At 39.0% G+C, this 19,681-nt stretch carries 20 protein-coding genes; 12 read left to right on the top strand and 8 right to left on the bottom strand.

Annotated elements, in window-relative coordinates:
* Positions 1–8 precede the first annotated feature (8 nt).
* The gene (locus AN214_RS10130; RefSeq protein WP_054979622.1) at positions 9–1,037 is read right to left on the bottom strand and encodes a methionine synthase; all 1,029 of its coding nucleotides are present in this window, start codon (positions 1,035–1,037) and stop codon (positions 9–11) included.
* A gap of 21 nt (positions 1,038–1,058) precedes the next feature.
* A complete protein-coding gene (locus tag AN214_RS10125) occupies positions 1,059–2,036 on the bottom strand; it encodes a DUF1852 domain-containing protein (protein ID WP_054979621.1) in 978 nt (325 codons plus the stop codon).
* A gap of 452 nt (positions 2,037–2,488) precedes the next feature.
* Between AN214_RS10125 and AN214_RS10120 the strand changes: the two genes are divergently transcribed.
* From AN214_RS10120 to AN214_RS10100, 5 genes are all read left to right on the top strand, one after another.
* Positions 2,489–3,298 carry a sulfite exporter TauE/SafE family protein gene (locus AN214_RS10120; protein ID WP_054979620.1) on the top strand — a complete coding sequence of 270 codons (810 nt, stop codon included), beginning with the start codon at positions 2,489–2,491 and terminating at the stop codon, positions 3,296–3,298.
* A 188-nt stretch (positions 3,299–3,486) separates the two neighbouring features.
* A complete protein-coding gene (locus tag AN214_RS10115; protein ID WP_054979619.1) occupies positions 3,487–4,785 on the top strand; it encodes a DEAD/DEAH box helicase in 1,299 nt (432 codons plus the stop codon).
* Positions 4,786–5,554: 769 nt separating this feature from the next.
* Positions 5,555–5,896: a hypothetical protein gene (locus AN214_RS10110; protein ID WP_054979618.1), complete on the top strand. Its 342-nt coding sequence runs from the start codon at positions 5,555–5,557 to the stop codon at positions 5,894–5,896.
* Between the two features lie 111 nt (positions 5,897–6,007).
* Positions 6,008–6,400: a hypothetical protein gene (locus tag AN214_RS22475; protein WP_152960749.1), complete on the top strand. Its 393-nt coding sequence runs from the start codon at positions 6,008–6,010 to the stop codon at positions 6,398–6,400.
* A 37-nt stretch (positions 6,401–6,437) separates the two neighbouring features.
* On the top strand, positions 6,438–6,830 hold the full coding sequence (locus tag AN214_RS10100; RefSeq protein ID WP_054979674.1) for a VanZ family protein: 393 nt from the start codon (positions 6,438–6,440) through the stop codon (positions 6,828–6,830).
* A gap of 184 nt (positions 6,831–7,014) precedes the next feature.
* Here AN214_RS10100 and AN214_RS10095 read toward each other — a convergent pair whose 3' ends face one another.
* Complete coding sequence (locus tag AN214_RS10095) at positions 7,015–7,356, bottom strand: DUF6172 family protein (RefSeq protein ID WP_054979616.1); 342 nt, start codon at positions 7,354–7,356, stop codon at positions 7,015–7,017.
* 213 nt (positions 7,357–7,569) lie between these two features.
* The gene (locus AN214_RS10090; RefSeq protein ID WP_054979615.1) at positions 7,570–8,805 is read right to left on the bottom strand and encodes an FG-GAP repeat protein; all 1,236 of its coding nucleotides are present in this window, start codon (positions 8,803–8,805) and stop codon (positions 7,570–7,572) included.
* A 453-nt stretch (positions 8,806–9,258) separates the two neighbouring features.
* Here AN214_RS10090 and AN214_RS23005 point away from each other — a divergent pair, with 453 nt between their 5' ends.
* Both AN214_RS23005 and AN214_RS10085 read left to right on the top strand, forming a co-directional pair.
* Positions 9,259–9,423, top strand: a complete 165-nt coding sequence (locus tag AN214_RS23005) for an acyltransferase family protein (RefSeq protein ID WP_235576736.1) — start codon at positions 9,259–9,261, stop codon at positions 9,421–9,423.
* Between the two features lie 15 nt (positions 9,424–9,438).
* The gene (locus tag AN214_RS10085) at positions 9,439–10,434 is read left to right on the top strand and encodes an acyltransferase family protein (protein ID WP_235576735.1); all 996 of its coding nucleotides are present in this window, start codon (positions 9,439–9,441) and stop codon (positions 10,432–10,434) included.
* Positions 10,435–10,618: 184 nt separating this feature from the next.
* Here AN214_RS10085 and AN214_RS10080 read toward each other — a convergent pair whose 3' ends face one another.
* Complete coding sequence (locus tag AN214_RS10080) at positions 10,619–11,164, bottom strand: DUF3750 domain-containing protein (protein ID WP_054979614.1); 546 nt, start codon at positions 11,162–11,164, stop codon at positions 10,619–10,621.
* 254 nt (positions 11,165–11,418) lie between these two features.
* On the opposite strand from AN214_RS10080, the gene AN214_RS22690 reads away from it, so the two are divergent.
* Positions 11,419–11,559, top strand: coding sequence for a hypothetical protein (locus AN214_RS22690; protein ID WP_158683525.1), 141 nt, complete (start codon positions 11,419–11,421; stop codon positions 11,557–11,559).
* A gap of 25 nt (positions 11,560–11,584) precedes the next feature.
* Positions 11,585–11,725, top strand: coding sequence for a hypothetical protein (locus AN214_RS22685; protein ID WP_161805674.1), 141 nt, complete (start codon positions 11,585–11,587; stop codon positions 11,723–11,725).
* 101 nt (positions 11,726–11,826) lie between these two features.
* On the opposite strand, the gene AN214_RS10075 is transcribed toward AN214_RS22685, so the two are convergent.
* A complete protein-coding gene (locus tag AN214_RS10075; RefSeq protein WP_054979613.1) occupies positions 11,827–13,200 on the bottom strand; it encodes a S41 family peptidase in 1,374 nt (457 codons plus the stop codon).
* Positions 13,201–13,414: 214 nt separating this feature from the next.
* On the opposite strand from AN214_RS10075, the gene AN214_RS10070 reads away from it, so the two are divergent.
* Positions 13,415–14,605 (top strand): DUF418 domain-containing protein, encoded by a 1,191-nt coding sequence (locus tag AN214_RS10070; protein WP_054979612.1) that lies wholly within the window; start codon positions 13,415–13,417, stop codon positions 14,603–14,605.
* A 189-nt stretch (positions 14,606–14,794) separates the two neighbouring features.
* Here AN214_RS10070 and AN214_RS10065 read toward each other — a convergent pair whose 3' ends face one another.
* The gene (locus tag AN214_RS10065; RefSeq protein ID WP_054979611.1) at positions 14,795–15,226 is read right to left on the bottom strand and encodes a thioesterase family protein; all 432 of its coding nucleotides are present in this window, start codon (positions 15,224–15,226) and stop codon (positions 14,795–14,797) included.
* Between the two features lie 340 nt (positions 15,227–15,566).
* On the opposite strand from AN214_RS10065, the gene AN214_RS10060 reads away from it, so the two are divergent.
* Entirely contained in the window at positions 15,567–17,909 is a 2,343-nt protein-coding gene (locus AN214_RS10060; RefSeq protein WP_054979610.1) for a hypothetical protein, read from the top strand.
* A 100-nt stretch (positions 17,910–18,009) separates the two neighbouring features.
* Here the strand turns inward: AN214_RS10060 and ppiC are convergent, their stop codons facing one another.
* Positions 18,010–18,288, bottom strand: a complete 279-nt coding sequence (ppiC, locus tag AN214_RS10055; RefSeq protein ID WP_010558734.1) for a peptidylprolyl isomerase PpiC — start codon at positions 18,286–18,288, stop codon at positions 18,010–18,012.
* A gap of 217 nt (positions 18,289–18,505) precedes the next feature.
* Here ppiC and AN214_RS10050 point away from each other — a divergent pair, with 217 nt between their 5' ends.
* A complete protein-coding gene (locus tag AN214_RS10050; RefSeq protein ID WP_054979609.1) occupies positions 18,506–19,273 on the top strand; it encodes an ABC transporter substrate-binding protein in 768 nt (255 codons plus the stop codon).
* Positions 19,274–19,681: the final 408 nt, after the last annotated feature.

Genomic DNA, 19,681 nt, shown 5'->3' with positions numbered 1-19,681 from the left:
TCAACCTACTAAGCGTTTAGCTCTTTGCGCACTATCGCTGCGCCTTGGGCAAGGGCATTAAGCTTTGCTCGTGCAACCTTACGCGACAACGGCGCTAAGCCACAGTTCGTTGATGGGTAAAGCTTATCTGCATCCACGTATTTCAGCGCTTCGCGTAGCGTATTAGCGACTTCTTCTGGCGTTTCAATATCATCGGTTGCTACATCAATAGCCCCTACCATTACCTTTTTGCCACGAATAAGTGCAAGTAACTCAATTGGCACACGCGAGTTATGGCATTCAAGAGAGATGATATCAATATTCGATTGCTGTAATTTAGGAAATACTTCTTCGTATTGACGCCATTCAGAGCCCAACGTTTTTTTCCAATCTGTATTTGCTTTAATGCCGTAACCGTAGCAAATATGCACTGCGGTTTCGCACTTTAAGCCCTCAATCGCGCGCTCTAAACACGCAATACCCCAGTCATTTACTTCATCAAAAAACACGTTAAACGCTGGCTCGTCAAACTGAATAATATTAACTCCAGCTGCTTCGAGCTCTTTTGCTTCTTGGTTAAGAATTTTGGCAAATTCCCACGCAAGTTTTTCACGGCTTTTATAATGATCGTCATACAAGGTATCAATCATTGTCATTGGGCCTGGCAGTGCCCACTTAATTGGTTTGTCGGTTTGCGCGCGTAAAAACTTTGCATCTTCAACAAACACCGGGGCTTTTCGTGCCACAGGGCCGACTACCGTTGGTACGCTTGCATCATAACGATTACGAATGCGCACGGTTTTGCGATTTTCAAAATCAACACCATCAAGGTGCTCAATAAAGGTAGTCACAAAATGCTGACGCGTTTGCTCACCATCGCTGACGATATCTACGCCAGCTTGTTGCTGTTCATGAAGCGATACTTTTAGTGCATCGTGTTTACCATCAACAAGCGCGTCGCCGCTTAATTTCCATGGTGACCACAGCACTTCTGGCTCTGCAAGCCAGCATGGTTTTGGCAAACTGCCCGCGGTCGATGCCGGTAATAATGTTTTCATAGTTAATGCTAATTCCGTTTTTTAAGCAGCAAAGTTTGCCGACCACTTTTCAAGTAGCGATTGATAAGGTTCAATAAAGTGCGTTTGTGCAAACTTACCTTGTTTAATTGCCAGTTGACTACGCTCCTCACGGTCGTAAACAATTTGCGTTAACGAGTGATCTTGATTTTTTAAGCTCGGTTGATAACAACTTCCTGCCGCTGCGTTAGCGTTATAAATTTCTGGACGATAGATTTTTTGGAATGTTTCCATTGTGCTTATCGTACTGATTAGTTCTAAATTGGTGTAATCGTTTAGCAGGTCGCCAACAAAATAAAATGCCAGCGGCGCTTGGCTATTTGGCGGCATAAAGTAACGTACCTGTAGGCCCATTTTTTTGAAATACTGCTCCGTTAATGACGATTCATTTGGCACATATTCGGTACCTAATACTGGGTGCTGATTATCACTTTGGAAATAAGTTTTGTTATCCGAAACGCTTAAGCAAATAACTGGCGGCTTGTTAAAGTTATTTTTGTATACCTCTGAATTAATGAAGCTTTTAAACAGTTTACCGTGTAATTCGCCAAAATTATCAGGAATACTAAACGATGACTTGTCTTTGTTATGCTCAAGCAGTAACACGCTAAAATCATAATCGCGCACATACGAAGAAAAATTATTGCCAACAATGCCTTCAAAGCGCTGATTTGTTTCATGGTCAATAATATTGGTTTTTAATACTTCAATTGACGGAAATGCCTCGCTACTACCCGCTATTTCCATATCTACCGAAATAATATCTAGCTCAACTGAGTAACGCTGGCCATTTTTGTTATCCCATTTAGCACGCGCATTAAAGCTTGTATTAATCATAGTTAATGCGTTGCGTAAGTTCTGTTGGCGGTTTTCACCTCGCGCCAAGTTTGCAAAGTTGGTTGTAATACGCGTGCTGTTTGATGGGTGATAGTTTTCGTCTAACGGAAAACGCTTAACAGTAAAAGTAAATTCGTTATTCATGGTGTACGTGTGTCCAATGTGTAAATTCAGTGTATTTCCATTTCACTTTCTGCCGTTTTAAAACTGTATTACGGCTCACTTGCGGTGACTGAAAATAAGTTCACGTTAAAAGATGAGTAATTTATACGCGCTCAGTATCATGAAGAAAAACGGTTTTCTTTCACTTAAAACGTGAAGCATATTCATTTCTTAGCACTTCGCTTCGCACTTTTTACAACGAAAAAGCATGCACAAGACAAAAGAAGTTAAGATATCTAAACATCTAAACTGCTAAATTAAATTTACTTCATGTTGAATGTGAATATTACTCACCGCGCAACTGCAGTTTATCTATCTGTAATTAAACACAATATTGCTATACTTTTGCGCCTTTGTTGTAGGCATAAGCGAATCTATAAGTTTCTGCTCCAACGCCAGCGACGACAAATCAACTATAAAAACGAGGCGATGGAATGAGTGAACTAATCGAACTATTTGTTTATTGTGCAGTATTAGGCAGTGGTGTTGGCTTTCTTGCTGGCTTACTGGGAATTGGCGGCGGCTTAGTGATTGTGCCCATTTTAAGTATGATTTTGTTGCATTTTTCCGTGCTGCCAGAAGAACAAATTGTGATCACCGCAGTTGCCACATCCCTTGCATCTATTTTGTTTACATCAACCTCCTCTGCTATTGCCCATCATAAAAATGGCAATGTGCCTTGGCAGCTAGCGCCTTGGATTATGACAGGCGTTGCATTAGGTGCGTTACTAAGCGGCTTTATGGCTGCAATGCTACCAGAAAAGGCCGTACGTTTGGTATTCGTTGTCAGCGTTGTATTTATTGCCATAAAAATGATGTTTGGTAACACTCAAACTGATGACACAGCCCGTAAGCTGCCCAATAAAGGGCTACTCACTGTGCTTACCACACTTACTGGCGGCTTATCAGCAATGATTGGTATAGGTGGTGGCGCTGTACTTGTACCGCTACTGACATTTTTTTCGGTGAATATGAAAAAAGCGATTGGCTGCGCGTCAGCGTGTGGCATTGTAATCGCAGTGTTTGGCTCGGTTGGCTATATTGTGTCGGGTAGTGAACAACTGAGTTTATCGCAAGGTTTCGCCGGCTTTGTGTATTTGCCAGCGTTATTTGGCATTGTCTGTACTTCGTGGTTTACCGCTCCGCTTGGCGCTAAAGCGACCCATCACTTGCCTGTTAGCACCATTAAAAAGATTTTTGCTGTGCTATTGGTGATTATGGCAGCAAACATGTTGCTAAGTTAAGCTTAAACACTCAGGCTATTTATTCTCGCGCAGTTAAGCAATTGCGCGAGCATTTCATTTATACACTCCATTCTCAAAATTACTAAAATGCCAAAAGGTGATAGAATACAGCTCGCGATGAAGTGTGCTTATTGCTTCGCTTCTTAACATGCACCCTTTTCTTATTCATTCTTTTGAGAACACATTACATGAGTTTTAAAACCCTTGGTCTTAACAACGCACTTCTAACCGCAATTGCAGAGCAAGGTTACGATGCGCCTTCTGCCATTCAACGTGAAGCAATTCCAACTATTTTAAAACGCCAAGATGTAATAGCCATTGCCCAAACAGGTACCGGAAAAACGGCCGGATTCGTTCTTCCGATATTGCAATTGATTACCGAAAAAACAACGAAAAGGAATGTACAAGCGTTAATAATTACGCCAACTCGCGAGCTTGCTGCACAAGTGGCAACCAACGTGAGCAATTACAGCGCACACTTAAATGTAAGTTCATTGGCCGTATTTGGTGGTGTGCGAATTGAGCCGCAAATAGCCGCACTTGAGCAAGGTGTTGATGTGTTAATTGCAACGCCTGGGCGCTTGCGCGATTTACATCAACAAAACGCCGTTTGTTTTGACCAGTTACACACCCTAGTGCTTGATGAAGCCGACCGCATGTTGGACTTGGGGTTTATTGACGACATAAAAGAAATCAGTGAATTATTACCGAATAAGCGCCAAACGTTAATGTTTTCAGCAACCTTTACTGATCAGATTAGAACGCTTGCAAATACCATGTTACACGAGCCACAATTGATTGAAGTTGAAGCCGCGAATACAACAGTTGATAACATCAAGCAAACGCTTTATCACGTTGAAAAAAATCAAAAAAGTAATGTGTTAATTCACTTATTGTCAAAACATAACTGGCAGCAAGTATTGGTGTTTAGCCGCACCAAGCAAGGTGCCGATGCACTCGTAACCACATTAAAAGAAGCTGGTATAAGCGCGGAATCAATTCACGCTAATCGCACACAGCACGCCCGTACTGAGGCGCTTACGGCATTTAAAAACAACGATATAAACGTACTCGTTGCTACCGACATTGCCGCACGTGGTATTGATATTAACCACCTACCTTGCGTAATTAACTACGATTTACCTTATGTGGCGGAAGATTATGTGCATCGCATTGGCCGCACCGGACGTGCTGGCAAAAAAGGTGTGTCTATTTCGTTATTTAGCAGCGATGAAAGCAAGCAATTGAATGCCATTGAGCGCCTTATCAACCGTAAGTTTGAACAGCAGGTAGTCGCCGGGTTTATACCGAGTATTCAACGAGCCGAACAGTTGTGGGGCGGGCAAGGCATTAGCAAACCTAAAAAAGGCAAAACGGCAGGGAAAAAGTCCAAAACGAATCAGTTTGATGACGATGAATATGGCAATTTTGAACCTATGCCAGATACATCAAGTAAAAAGAAATCAAATAAACGTAAGCGCCGATAAGTGACATAAACTAAACCGCCTTTAAGATGTTTACAGCTCTGACGTAGGCTTTTTAAAACAAACGTTACATCTGTCTATTGGCTAAATATGTGGTCGGATATATCACTGCATAAACGAGTGCCAACAAGGCTCTCGCTTTCTTGTGGTGTGATACTACACGGATAAATGGAGATGCTGTTATCATGATTAGCTGCGTCATTGAGTCAGTATTAAACTTCGCTTCTTAAGTAAATAACAGACGTTTCATTTTGCTTTATCAAAAAATTAGTGTTGACTGTTCACCTTTGCAAAAATGCAGGTTTAAGTAGCATTAGCCAAAAACGCGCCATTTTAGGCGCGGTTTTGTAATAGCACATATTTACCAAACCATTTTCCCGTTGCTCGCGTCAAAGACTACTGATAACCTACTAAAAATATTAAATAAAAATTTTATTAGCCTGCGAGTTTTAGGTTGTGGATAGCTTCCTTAAATCAAAATGCGCACTAATAAGCTGTAAGCTTTCTAGGAGTAATTGAGAACTATTCAATAAGTGAATTAAAAGAGAGTTTAGAATCAATTGATAAGGATGCTTATCCTGATAATTATCAAAAATTAATTGAAGAACTAAATTCAAGAAAGGATGAAGTTCAAAATTACGAAAAAGAACAGACTGAAAGCTTTATCATAAAAGCTGAAAACCGCCTGAAAATTCTAACTTGGCTTCAGGTAATTACAGCCATTGCATTCATTTATGCGGGTTTTATAAATTTTAATTCGGAACAACAAGCTTTGGTAAATATAGCACCTTTTTGTATTGCTATTTTTAACGGGGTAGCAGGTTATTATCTTTTCAAACGAGAAAAGCTGGGCTTCAATTTATCTATAATAAATCAAATTTTACAATTATTGACCGTCAACTTAGGCTTTATTTACTATAGCTATTCAAGCTTAGGTTATTTAATGATCGTTATTCAAGATGGTATTGCTCTCAAAGCTAATATTTTTAATCCTTCCTACAATATTCTTTATGGAAGTGGCTTAGGGTTTGGAGTCGGGATAGGTTTAATTTCACTATTCTTTCTTACATTACTATATTCTAGTCGTGAAAATTTAGAGCAAAACGAAAGCTAACAAACGCTTCAACCAAGGTACGCAAAGCAGCAGGCTTGCGCTCCTTTTCGCTAATTTTAGCCTGCTACTCTGCGCCGGTTAAGCACGACGTTTTCATAGAAGGAGTTTAATTTGAAATATTTATTTTATTCATTTTTGTATGTTCTTACTTTATATTTTCTTATCGCTAGCAATGCATCCATAGGTCAAGCTTCCTATGAAAATGAACCTTGGAAGTATCTTTATTTATTTTGCTTTGTAAGCCAACTCTTAATACCTTGCTCGGCTATTCTGTTGGTTCTAAAAAGCAGAAGTATGGGGGTAGAATATAAACAAAGGCTTCAAAATAAGCTTAATATTTCATTAATTTTAATTGTTGCGTTAGCTTTTTTAGCTGAGCTGTCCTTAACTCCGAAAACAAATATTAGATTAGATCTTTTATTAGTAGTACCGGCTTTTTTCATTCACATTGTTGTTTATTTAATTTATACGTTCCGCATCAAAAATCGCGAAAGAAACATATAACAAAACAATTATGAAAGAGGCGCAAAAAGAAAAACCTATGCATAAACTAACAATAACCCTATCCAGTGTGTTCTTTGTCTTTATTATCTGGATTATCTACCTAGCCAACACTGGGCAACAAAGCATTTTCTTTGAGCTTGTTCGCTTAATTCCATATGGTGATAAGGTCGGACACCTTGGGTTATTTGGCGTGCTCACCTTACTTGCTAACCTTGCTAGTAAATTTAAGGTATTCAAGCTAGGTGAAATCAAGATATTTTGGGGCACGACGACGGTTTTTATTTTTGTGACGTTTGAAGAATTAAGCCAGCATTTTTTACCAACAAGAACGTTAGATATATTTGATTACGCCGCTGATATGCTGGGTATTTTACTATTTACTTGGTTATCTTCCATTTTAGCGAAGAGAAACCTAACAAAATGTAACTAACATTTATGCCAAGCGCTTTGTAACTATTAAATAAATTAAAGCTTTTAATTAATGGCTCCAGTTTATTTAACACTCAATCGACTATCGCAACACAACAAAAAAAACCGAAGCATTGTGCTTCGGCTTTTTGGAATAAATAGCTTAGTGTTTTTAGCGACCAAGCGAAGTGGCTTAACCGAAGTACTTAGTCTTCGTCATCCATATCAAAGTCATCATCATGATCAAAATCGTCATCTTGTTCAATGCGAGATTGTCTTGCAGCTGGTTTTGCTAAAATCTCAACGTAGAACGACGTTAGATTTTCAACCTGCGTTTGGTCAATTAGCTTATTAATTTGCGATAAGTGAACTGGCTTGGCTTCCGCTTCTGTGTTGCCAAATTGACAATCAAAATCCCAATAGTCCGCGCCAGTTGGTAGCTTTTTATTGCGCTCACGCTTGATGTATTTTTTAATTTCATGCTTAACCGCATCTACACGTCGTGCTAACTTAATTTTTGGGTGCGTTAATTCAAATGTTTTTTTCATGATTGCCTTCAGACAGAAATATTCTGCAATGCTTTGCCTACAAAATATATGGGTGTATTTATAAAGTGCGACAAACCTGCACCTATAAACAAAGATTATGGCGCATTTTACGTTAATTTAAATGCGGTGGCATTAACTAAGCTAAATTTACAGTAAAAAAGTGCCCTATTCCCAATAATTGAACGCAACTTAAATCGCCTTGCTGGCATTGTTTTACGGTTTAGTCGTTTGCAATGTGTAAACGTACGCAGTGCCCGATTGCTCGCCGTTATCATCGCGATTAGGCGTTGCAATTACGGCATGTTTATTTGACATTGCAATGTTCCAGCCGAATTTATCGTGAGGGGCGGCGTTTTCGGCAACTATTTTCGATGAATATTGCCATGTATCGCCGACTTTGTAGAAAACGTAAACTGCACCGGCATTTTCACCACTGGCATCATGGTGCATTGCGCTAACAAGTGCAGTGTTATCTTGTAATGCGACGCCTCGGCCAAATCTATCATCGGCTTTTAAATCGGGCGAGCGTAATTTTTGATGCTGGCGCCATTTGCCATTTTTTCGAACGAAAATATACGCAGAGCCTGCGTCTTTGCCAACTTCCTCGATGTCATCGCGACGCGCAGAAATAAGCGCGGTATCGCCTGATATTGCAACACGCACACCAAAAATATCAGTATCGCCGCCATCTGATGCCACTAATTTAGCCTGTTGTTGCCATGACGTACCATTTAACTCAAACACATAAACAGCGCCGGCATTGTTATTTTGCTGATCATTTAGATCTGCGCCCACAAGCACTGTATTACCATCAATTGCAAGACTAATACCAAATAGGTCACCCGCTGCGCCATCTCTTGCCGTTAGTTTTACCTGATATTGCCATGCATTATTAACGCGTTGATAAACGTATACCGCACCCGCATCTTTGGCGATGGCATCACTTTTTGGTGCGCCGATAACTAATATTTTTTCTGTGAGCGCAATACTTTGCCCAAACGAGTCACCAGGCTTTGCGTCAAATGCGCCCAGCACTTGTGTTTGTTGCCAGTTATTAGATGCGTGCTCGAAACTTATTACCGCGCCCGCATTTTCGCCTTTATCGCTTCGACCAATTGCTCCCAAAAGCGCCATATTACCTTTTAATGCAACCTTACCACCCATGGTATCGTTGGAAAACGCAGGGCGTGCAATAAGCTTTTGTTGAAACTGCCAACCATTTGAGCCCAGTGAATAAATATATCCTGACCCACTATCTTGCGCGTTTTTACTATCCGCCTTATGTGCACCGACTAAAATGGTGTTGCCATCAATCGCCACGCCGTAAGCAAAATTATCACCGTGTTTGCCATCGTGCGCGAGCAGTTGCTGCTGATTAGCATGTACGTGGCCCATCATTACCGTAACTAAAAAGCTTAATCCGAATTTTACCTTGTGACTAACGCGCATACATGTTCCTAATGGTTAGTGTTCGTCAATATTGCTCTTTACTTTAAATGCTCTTAGTTTTAATTACGTGGTTGATATTGTAAGAAATTATTTATTTTTTAACTAAAACCAGCGCCGTAACACACACCTGAATAAGCGCTATCCCTTGTCATGCTTGTTGTATTGAAAAGCGGCGGTAATGAGGTAATCGCCTTAATCTAACACTTAGATTTTATTGCTTTTATTGGTAATATTAACGCGTATACATCATGCAAGGATGACCGTGTATTTCGCCCATTGAGCGAACTGATAACGAGCGAAGTAACTAAACTGTTTTTAGACTTCGCTACTCACAGCGTTCAACTATATAAGCCAAAGACTCCAAGATTAATAGCGATAACAACGGCACCTTTGTTGAGAGTGATTCTCGGTTTTAATTATTTACTTACTGGCTAACGTTTAAAGGAAGCACGAATGCACACTCAAAGCCGCTTTCATTATATAGATAACCTGCGTTGTATCGCGCTCTTGCTCGGTATCGCATTTCATGCAGCGCTAGCGTATGGTCCTTACTTTCGAAATGTGTGGTTTACCGCCGACACGACTAATCATGTGTTATTTAACTACTTTGCTAATTGATCTCACTTATTTCGCATGCCGTTGTTCTTTGTTATCGCTGGTTTTTGCGCCGCGTTACTGGTCAATAAACGCGGTAGTCGTCATTTTATAAAAAACCGCTTTAAACGGGTGTTACTGCCTTTTTTCATCTTCATTCCGCTTGTATTTGGCTTAACATTTCACGCCATTACGTGGGGATTAGACTTTGCAAAAACCACACCCGCCGTATATGTGGTATTTGAACAAGTAAAAGACCTGCCAATTTCGACAGGCCATTTATGGTTTTTGTGGAATTTAATGCAGTTTTGCATGTTGTTTTGGTTACTTACTAAAAGTCAAAAAGTATATAACTTAGTACTCTCATGGGTTGTTAGACCGCTGTTTTTGTGTGCTTTATTGCCAATCATAATTACTATTTCAATGCTTAACGTGGCTGTGCCGTTTCCACCGCCAGATAAACTGTACCCAGAACTTTGGTCATTTGGCTTTTATGGCCTGCTATTTTTAGTGGGTGCAGGGCTTTTTGAGCATAAAGATAAAATTACACAGATCGCGAAGCAATTTCACTGGCTGTTATTGTTAGCAACCGTATCTACCGTTGGCTATTTTTATGTATTACCGCCTGCATTCACCATCGAGCAAGTTATTGAAGCCGCTAAAGCAGGCAGCTCAGCGCCCAAAGTGATTGCATTTGTACCTGTGATTACACAAACCATAGCCATTTTAAGCTTAACATTTGTGAGTTTTATTGCAGGTTACAAATGGTTAAATGTTGAAAACAGCACAAGTCGTTATTTGTCTGACGCTTCTTATTGGCTTTACCTAATTCATGTACCGGTTTTGTTATACATTCAGTTTGCGCTTATTAACCTAGCGACCCCGGCTTTGGTAAAATTTTTAGTATCCATTTCACTCACCATGATTATTGGGCTAATCACCTATCATTTTCTTGTTAGAAACACAGCGGTTGGTGTTTTACTTAATGGCAAACGTATTCCTTTAACAAGCAAAAGCGTACAGGCAACGGCGTAAATAATCTGGGAGTAGTAACGAGTTATAGGTGTTACACAGTAGTTTATTTGTAGTAAATATACTTAATGAATAACGTTAAAAAGCCAATTGAATCATTCAATTGGCTTTTTTATTACAATTTCGCTCGGATAAACGTGATAACTCATGCAACTTACAAATGCCGAGTTTCACACAAAAAAACGAGTTATTTTCCCACTTCAGTATCAGCGTAACCGCTGCCAATTGCACTAAATGGCATGTCTAGTTCAAGTTCTTCTACTTGTAAACCGAGCCATGCAGGAAACGTATTGCTGTTAGGACCCGGTAACAAAGTATATTCGTTTGCCCATGGGTAACGCTCTGTCGCAGCTATAATTTCTGGTATCAACTTTTTCGCTTTATCGCCAGTAATTGATAGGATTTTCTCGGGTTTTGCACCGTACCAATAACGATCAGGTGTTGTAGTTGTGTACTTTTTAAGTGCTGGTAAGCCTCGTTTTACACGCCAACCTACCACTTCATAGACGGTGTATTCTTTCGCATTTTCAGGCTTTATTGCGACCCAAGTATGCACGGCAAACCAGCCGCGCCAACTAAACGCATCGGCACCATAAAATTCAATAACCGCATCATTAACTAGCATTGGATTAGGTGCGATGCCCGCAGGTTCGCGACTTGCTGTTCGCCAATTTGAATTACTACACCCGCTCAAAAACGCGATAACAATAAATAATGTGATTAAACTGCGCATTGGATACCTCATTTTGTGTTCGATTCAATAATACGATCAACAAACCAGAATAGCTTGCAAAATACAGAGAAGTAACACGCTTAAATCTCAATAAACTTAAATCACACTCTGCCTTGTTATTTCATCACCGATATTTTCCAAACATCACCTTATTTAACCACACATCACAAAGGGCAGGATAGCAGTGTCGATTCGCCTATTCTTTAACTCAAGCAAAACGCTTTACTCAAAAAAAACTGAATAGGAAATATAATATGAACACGTCAAACGCAATCGAAATTTTAATGGCAGCTGGTTTAACAACATTTGTAGTTGCAGGTTTAGTAACTGCTGGTATGACAACAGCAATCGTAACAGGTGCAGCAATTGGCAGCGCTTATTTATTAACTAAATAACTGATTTAAATAAAGAGAAACCCAAATGAACAATGCAAACACCATAGATATGTTAATGGTCGCGTCACTAAGCACTTTTGTTATTGCAGGCTTAATTACAGCAGGTATGGCAAATGCCATTGTAACGGGCGCAGCAATTGGCGGCATTTATATGCTAACAAAATAACCTTTAGGACAGCCTATGAAGCAAACCATAAAACTGTTTTACCATTATAAAAAACAATTAAAATAAGCCTTCCCAATATGACTTCGGAAAGGCTTTTTTGTTTAATTGGCTAATGTATTAAATTCATACGCTATTTTGTCAATTAACTGCAACGGCTTTAGCACATCGTCTTTCAATTCTTTATCCGGAGTGACCGGTAACCCTTTTTGCTTACCACTTGGTCTTTCTAAATAAAAGCGAGGTGTTACAGCTTTTAGTTTTGAGTGCGGAAGCGTAAAAAACTGAATACCCCCAGTTTGCCACGAATAGCCCGCAGATTCTTCTCCCACAATTTCAGCAAAACCAAAATCTTGCATGGTGTTAGCAAATAAAATAGCTGAAGAATACGTATAACCACCTACAACAACGGACACTTTACCGTTAAACTTTAACGGCTCATCTTTTACTGGTTGCTCAAAACGGTCAAATAACTTAGTTACCACATCGCCTTCGGTTTCGCCCTCATCCATATATTTTGCAATAATTTTTTTAGCATATTTGCTGGTATGTTGATACGGCTTTTTTGCGATGTATTTGACAATACCGTGTTTCCACATATCGTCATCGCCGCCACCATTATTGCGCACATCAATAATGAGGTGCTTTATGTGTTGTTCTTTTAGCTGCTTAAAAACATTTTCTGTAAAACCATAAAAGCGCTTTTTGTCTTGCCACCAAAACTCATCAATTGTTAAAAGTGCTTGTTGCTGATTTAAAATTTCAAACTTAAACGTTTGTTCAAATGTTTTGCTGTTGAATGATTTAGGTAAAATTTTAGCAGCTGACATCTCAATAACTTGAGAAGATGCACCCTCTTTAATTTCAAGCTTAAAATGCTCTGTTTTATTGACGAACAACCAGTAAAACAATGCAAATTTGTCTGACAGTAAACGCTCACGGTGTTTTACGGTATCGCCATACATACGTGTAATTAAAGTATTATAAATCATATTAATTGACTGGCCATTAATAGTGATAAGCTCAGATTTAGCATACGGAGATTCACTACCGCCAAGTAAGCTTGCAAGGTACACTTTACCTTTGTTAACAGTCACTTCAAATGGAAAGAGTCCTTCTTTCTTAATCACTTCTTTTGCGAGTCCTTTTTGGCTACGCGTAAAAACCAACATATGCGCATCGTTAAATTGGCTATTAAATTGTGCGAATTGTGACAAAAAATCGTTTACATGCATTGGTTTGGTGATGGATTGTTTAAAGACCGTAAGAGAGCTTTCAAATTCGGCAATATTTTTGATTCGAATACTTAAATCGGGGTGAGTTTTCTTCACGAAATCTTGCCAAGCATTTATATCCTCTTTCATCTGCGCTGGCGTTAACATGTTTTGCAAGTTTTGTGTGTGTTCACTCGCCAACGCACTGTTAGCCATAAAAGCAAAAACACATAGCAATACTAAAATTAAGCGCTTAATAATCATCTTCTTCCATTATTATTTTTATTTGAGACCTTGTATTAGACGAAACTTTTTTTGATAAGATTTAAACAAGATTAATTTTTTGAAATTACGTTTTTTATTACCAATAAATATGTCAAAGACTTATCACTGTATGACCCAATCCATCATTGCATTCATTCTGGCATTAGGCATTCGACCGTGTCATCATTAATAAAAAACAACAATAACAAATACAATGAAACCAGCTCAGCGAGATCCACTGCTCGATATTTTTCGTGGATTTGCCATTTTCGGCATCTTTTTTATTAATATCACAATTATGCATTGTTTGTTTATCAACCAAGATGCCTTTTCAAGTCAATTCCAAGATACCACGAGCGAAGTTATAAATCGGATATTACAACTCTTTTTTTACAATAAGTTCTTCCCTATTTTCTCGTTTTTATTTGGTTTTGGTATCACTTCGCAAATCATTAAAAAACAGTTAAACAACAAACCTTATTTAGGCTTTTTTACACGTAGAATGAGCGCATTATTCGTAATTGGTGCACTACATGTAACCTTGTTTTGGTCTGGTGACGTTTTACATTTATACGCTGCTTTAGGGCTGCTTAGTTTAGCCATGGTTAAATTAAATGTACGCGTTTTATTTTTGATTGGGACAGGATTATTAGTTTTTCCGTTTTATGACAACCTTGCTGAATTATTTCTAAAAAGCCTAGAGACGCCTCTTGATAAAGGCCTGTTAGCGTATGGTGAACAAGGGATTATTAGCACGCTGCGCGAAGGTACATACTTTGAGACAATACAACTTCGTTTTCACGAATATATGGCAAACCTACCTATGCTATTGTTTTATCTTGCGCCAATGGCATTTGCGATGTTTACATTAGGTATTGCTGCTGGTAAAAGTACGCTTGCGTTAGGTTCAAAACAATGGCTAGCCTATTTTAAAAACCCAGCAATTTTTGCATTGGTTTTAACCAGCATTTATCGTGCAGTTTTCCTTTTTTGGTTACCGGAAAGCGAGCTTTATCGCCACGAGTTACTAAGGCCATTATGGTTTAAATTAATGTTTTTAAGTGATATTACCTTTGGCCTTTGTTACCTGTGGGCAATTGCTTGGCTTTGGCACCATGGCTTTATAAAAAAACTGTTGATGCAATTTAGCTATGTTGGCCGCCTTGCTCTAAGTAATTACATTCTTCACAGTGTAATTGGCTTATTTTTATTTACAGATTTAGGACTTTCGCTATACCAAACACTTAGCCCGTTAATGTGTTTTGTTATTGCACTAATGAGCTTTGTTATACAGTCTCTATTGAGTAAATGGTGGCTATCACATTATCAATATGGGCCACTAGAATGGGCTTGGCGCTGCATTACTTATAAACAAAAAATGCCGTTTAGGCGGGTCGCCTGCTAACTGCGTCTCAATTTAAAAATGTTTGCATCGTTTAATTTGCCAAGCACGAACTATTGAAAACGCCGATAGCCACGAATATTTTGCCGAAAACACACCTAATCAAAATTAATGAGATAACAGTGTTGGGGTCTAGTTTGACCCCTTTTACGTTTTAAAAATAACGCTTATTAAAAGCGAAAATTTGTTTAATTACTCGTCTTTTTCGTACTGTTTTAATACCGCTAACATGTCTTCTGAAATAGGTGATTTTTGCCCTGTTTTCATATTAAACATCACCACATTGGCGTAGCCTGTAGTGCAAATAGCCTGTTGTGATTCACTAAACGCTTCATAGCGCATAGTAAAACGGTCACTTTTAATATCAGTAATATACGAGCCAATATAGAGTGTATCTGGAAAGGTGACGGGTCGTTTGTACTGCGCGTAGGTATCGCGAAGCACTGGGCTGCTGGTAGGGTCCGACAACACTGAAAGTAGTCCAGTTTGTGTTAAAAAATCGATACGCGCGGTTTCGAAATATCGAAAATAAGACACATTGTTTACATGCCCTAATGCATCCATTTCACCCCATACAACGTTGATTTTAGTGTGAATTGGATACTTTTCGAAAAATTCCTGCATGATGTTACCTTTATAGTTATTAGTATTTCGAGATTAACAACTCACTTGTCGGACCACAAGTTTTTAAGACTATTCGGTTTGGGTTTACAAGGAGCCTATTCATTGGTCAAAAGCAATTTACAGTACCGCAATCTTAAACGGTGATTGAAGTATACTTAACTGAACAACTTGTTGTTGCACCAACTAAGCAATCCCTTGCTATTTAAGGCACTTTAATCAAATCCAATAAATTACCCATTTTTGTCATCAGTTAAATGCCTTTCGCCCCAGCACGCTTTTATCTTTTCAGGTATATAAGTACATTTGCGGGCTAGAGTTAATACTTTAAATAGGAACAAGGATGCGTGACGCAATTATTTTATTAACCATAATGCTGTTGGTCGGCTGCGGTGGATCATCAAGCAAAAAACCACCACCCGTTGTGAACAGTGCCCCTCAATTGACGATTGAATCGGCATTTACTGCACAAAGCGGTGCAATACTTACCATTGAACACAAAGTAACGGATCCCGAAAACGATCCGGTTTCATTAACTTGGTCGAACGATATCAACCAAGTTGCGATCACGCAGTCAACACTTGCAACTACTAGTGTTCAATTACCAACTGTGACAACAGAAACTACACTCACGTTAACTTTAACCGCGCGAGACGATAAAAATGCAGCAAATAGTCAGGATATTACGGTTACAATAAAGCCTAAATCTGCGCAAGTAACGTTTGACTTGCTTGATGCATATTCTGCAAAAGAAAACTCATACTTTGAATTAACTACGCAAATCGAAGCGAATCATGTTATTTCAGACATTTCGTGGCAGCTAGATGAACCACTAAACGCAGATATAAATGTACAAAATTCGCTAAATGGCACTCAGGCCACATCATCATTAATACTATTAACGCCCGATGTAACTCAAACACAATCATTCAACGCCATTATATCAGTTACCGCCAATGGTCAGCTCTCACAAAAACATACACGTATTACAGTCAATCCAGACACCACAGACTTTTTGTCGATATCTCTTCCTGAGCGTTACGTTATTGATGAAGGCAAAGATGCCAGCATAAGCGTGACGATAAACTCAAATGACAGCCAACCTGAAATTCAGTGGCGTTGGCACAATAGTGATATTGCGCTTACCGGTGACACATCAAAAACTGTATCGTTTAAAGCGCCTCAAGTTGATAGCGACCAAACACTCGTACTTGAAGTAAGCGTGACAAGCGCAAATCAAACACAAATTGCTGAAGTGCCGGTAACAATTAAAGATGTCGCCGTTTATTCTAATATTAGCTTGGCAGCAAACCGTACATTGGCGGTAAAAGGACATGAAGTTTTTGTTGATGTAATAACAGAAAATCCAGAGCAAATTGCGAGCATTGATTGGACTGTAAACAACCTTACTGAGCAAAATTATAACGCCAAAGATCATCGCCTTAATATTACTGTGCCTGAGGTAAACAGTGGCTTTTTTATTGATTTAGAAGCACAGGCAACGCTCACTTTAACTAATGGCAACCAGCGAACCTTAACTCAATCTATTCGCGTATTAAACCACCATACATTAGATACCGAGCTTAACATTGGCCATAATGTCGACAGTCCATTGCCTGTATATAACGGCGAAACGGGTAATTTCACATTAAATGTATCAAACGCGTATGATTTAATAGATTCTGTTGCTATTGATGTACCGTTTACTACGATATCTTTTGCGACACAAAATGCAGACTTAGTTGATAACACGATTCAGCTGGCACTGCTCTCAAACAACATCACCACAGAAACAGAAACCACACTGCAAGTTACTGCGTTTGTGGGTGACTACCAAGTAAATGATTATTTTAAGCTAAGACTAAAACCATCTCATTTTACCATCTACACTGGGTTAACTGAGCAGTTTTACGCTGGCTCTCAAATAAAATTGTTCGACCAAATCTACTATGACGATACCTTACGCGAAGAAAACGCACAGTGGCAAAGCAACACGCCGATTGGTGATATTGTGCAATCAGATAGTGGTGAATTTAGCTACGCAAGTTCACCGTCGTTTCACGGTGAAATCAACCTAAACGCATCATTTAATCAACATGAGTCAACAACGCAAAGCGATAAACTCATTAATATGTACCATACACAACGGTTGGATAGGAACGATATTAGCTGCTCGGTTAGTGGCCGCAATACGCTGTGTATTTATGATGGCGGTACTATTAGGTTTACCCTCGATACCAGCCAACACAGACAGCTAAAATTGAGTGACGAAGTTGCCTGCTTACTCACACAAAATAATGATGTTGAATGTATTGGTAATGCGGCAAACCCAATTGTAAGCGAGCTCCCCTCGCTATCGGGCGAAATTGAACGCCTAAATATGGTTGGGAGTAACACGGCCTGCGTGCAATTTAAAAATGCTCAGTGGCAATGTTGGGGTCAAAATGCAAAACAAGTTACCTCATTAACACATGGTTTTTCTCATGTGTATGTGATTACACAACATAAGCAGAATACCTGCTTGGTAGGTGATGGTTTTTTACGTTGTTTTAATCAAGTTGGCGAACAAAGCTTTGATGATTTAACAGGCTTTATTAACGACATTGAGATTAAAAGCAGCGGCTTGTGTTATCAATACACACACCAAAAAACAGCGTCTTGGCAGTGTCCGAGCGAGCTAAAATAACCATTTTAAAAGCGGCTGAAATGCCGCTTTTATGTGTGTTTACTTTAAACACATATTCATTTTGGGCAGCGATAGCAGCTTTTATACCGCTTAGTGTCGTTTAGGTGCGGTAAAGCACTTTAATAATATGCCAACCAAATTTAGTTTTAACTAATTGTGGGGTGAGCACTTCGCAAGAAAAACACACTTTATCAAATTGAGGCACCATGGTGCCGCGTTTAAACTCTCCTAAATCACCACCCTTCTTACCCGACGGGCAATTAGAATATTTTTTTGCCAAAGTTTGAAACTTTGCCCCTTTTTTTAACTGCTTGAGAATATCTTCCGCTTGCTCTTTATGTTTTACCAAAATGTGTAGAGCATGTGCTGTACTTGCCATTATGCTTAATTCTCACTTTTAATGTTACTGTGCTATTGATAGCGTAATAATACACGAATACTGGCAAAAATAAGAAGCAATGGTACTATGCCTTACATAGCTCCCTTGTCCGTATCAGCCTTTTAAACACTCGATTTACGCAAATCCGTTACAATTAATTATCAAACCGAGATACTTTGACCTAAGCTCAAGTAATCTGAACAAAAAGGCGAGATTTATGGATATAAAACGAGCAAAACTAACGCGAAGCTATGTAGTTTTGACCTACCTGTTTCTACTAACAGTTAACGGCTTCTCAAGCTTTGCTATCGCCAACTCTCTTTCTATTTCTGTTGGTTGGAATAAACCACCTTATGTGATTGAAGAGAGAAACTCCGGCTTTGAACTCGATATGGTTTCAGCAATATTCGCTAATATGGGGTATTCAGTAAGCTATGTTTATGTGCCATTTGGTCGCTCAAACACACTTATTAAAGTAAAAAAAGTAGACGCCGCATTAACAATGAACGAGCACATGGATATAGAAGGCTTAGTACTTAGCGAGCCCTATATTTCCTATCAAAATGCTGCCATCAGTTTGAAAGGGCGCAGTATTGAAATCGATTCAATAACAGATTTAAAAAATCATACGATTGTTGCGTTTCAAAACGCATCGGTAGTTCTTGGTGATGAGTATCGAGAAGCCGCCAAAAAAAGTCCTCTGTATTTAGAATTACCCAATCAACGTAAGCAAGTTGAAATGCTACTAAAAGGCAAGGTCGATTTTGTCGTTATGGACATTAATATTTTTAACTACTTGAGCAATGAGCTACTTGGCGGTTCACATATGGCTAATGTAGTCATTCATCGATTATTTCCAAAAACGACCTATCACATCGCGTTTACTGATGAAAAACTGATGCTTGCCTTCAATCGGGAGATGAGCCTCTATAAACAAACAAAAGAATACGATAATCTCGTCGCAAAATATGAGTTTTTGTATTAAAGCACCGCTCGTTATTCTAATCTCTCGACACAACTAGCTCGGAGCAATCAAACCCACAACGTTACATCTTATACTAGGGTCTGTTCGCCTTAATTAACAGGGCTATGGATAGTTGACAAGTAAGTCCAATCAGAACCTACACTACTTTCTTACTTCAAGTATTTGCCTCTCGGCAGTGCCTGCTATTTGTATTGGACTGAATATTAGTGGATCGCGAATATTGACCAAATGGTCAATATTTAAAACTTAAAAAATCTATTAGTTATCCATGCCCTTAACAAATATACAAATGCCTTTTATATAGTCTGAAGCTAGCGACCTTTTGCAAGAAACAATGGCACCAGTACTTAAAACAATCATAACAATATGAAATTAAATGCTCTTTATTCTTTACAGCCTATAAAAACA

Source organism: Pseudoalteromonas sp. P1-9 (assembly GCF_001399975.1).
Taxonomy (GTDB): Bacteria; Pseudomonadota; Gammaproteobacteria; order Enterobacterales; family Alteromonadaceae; genus Pseudoalteromonas.
Note: the sequence above shows the minus strand (reverse complement) of the source record. Positions and strands in the feature narration are given on the sequence as shown.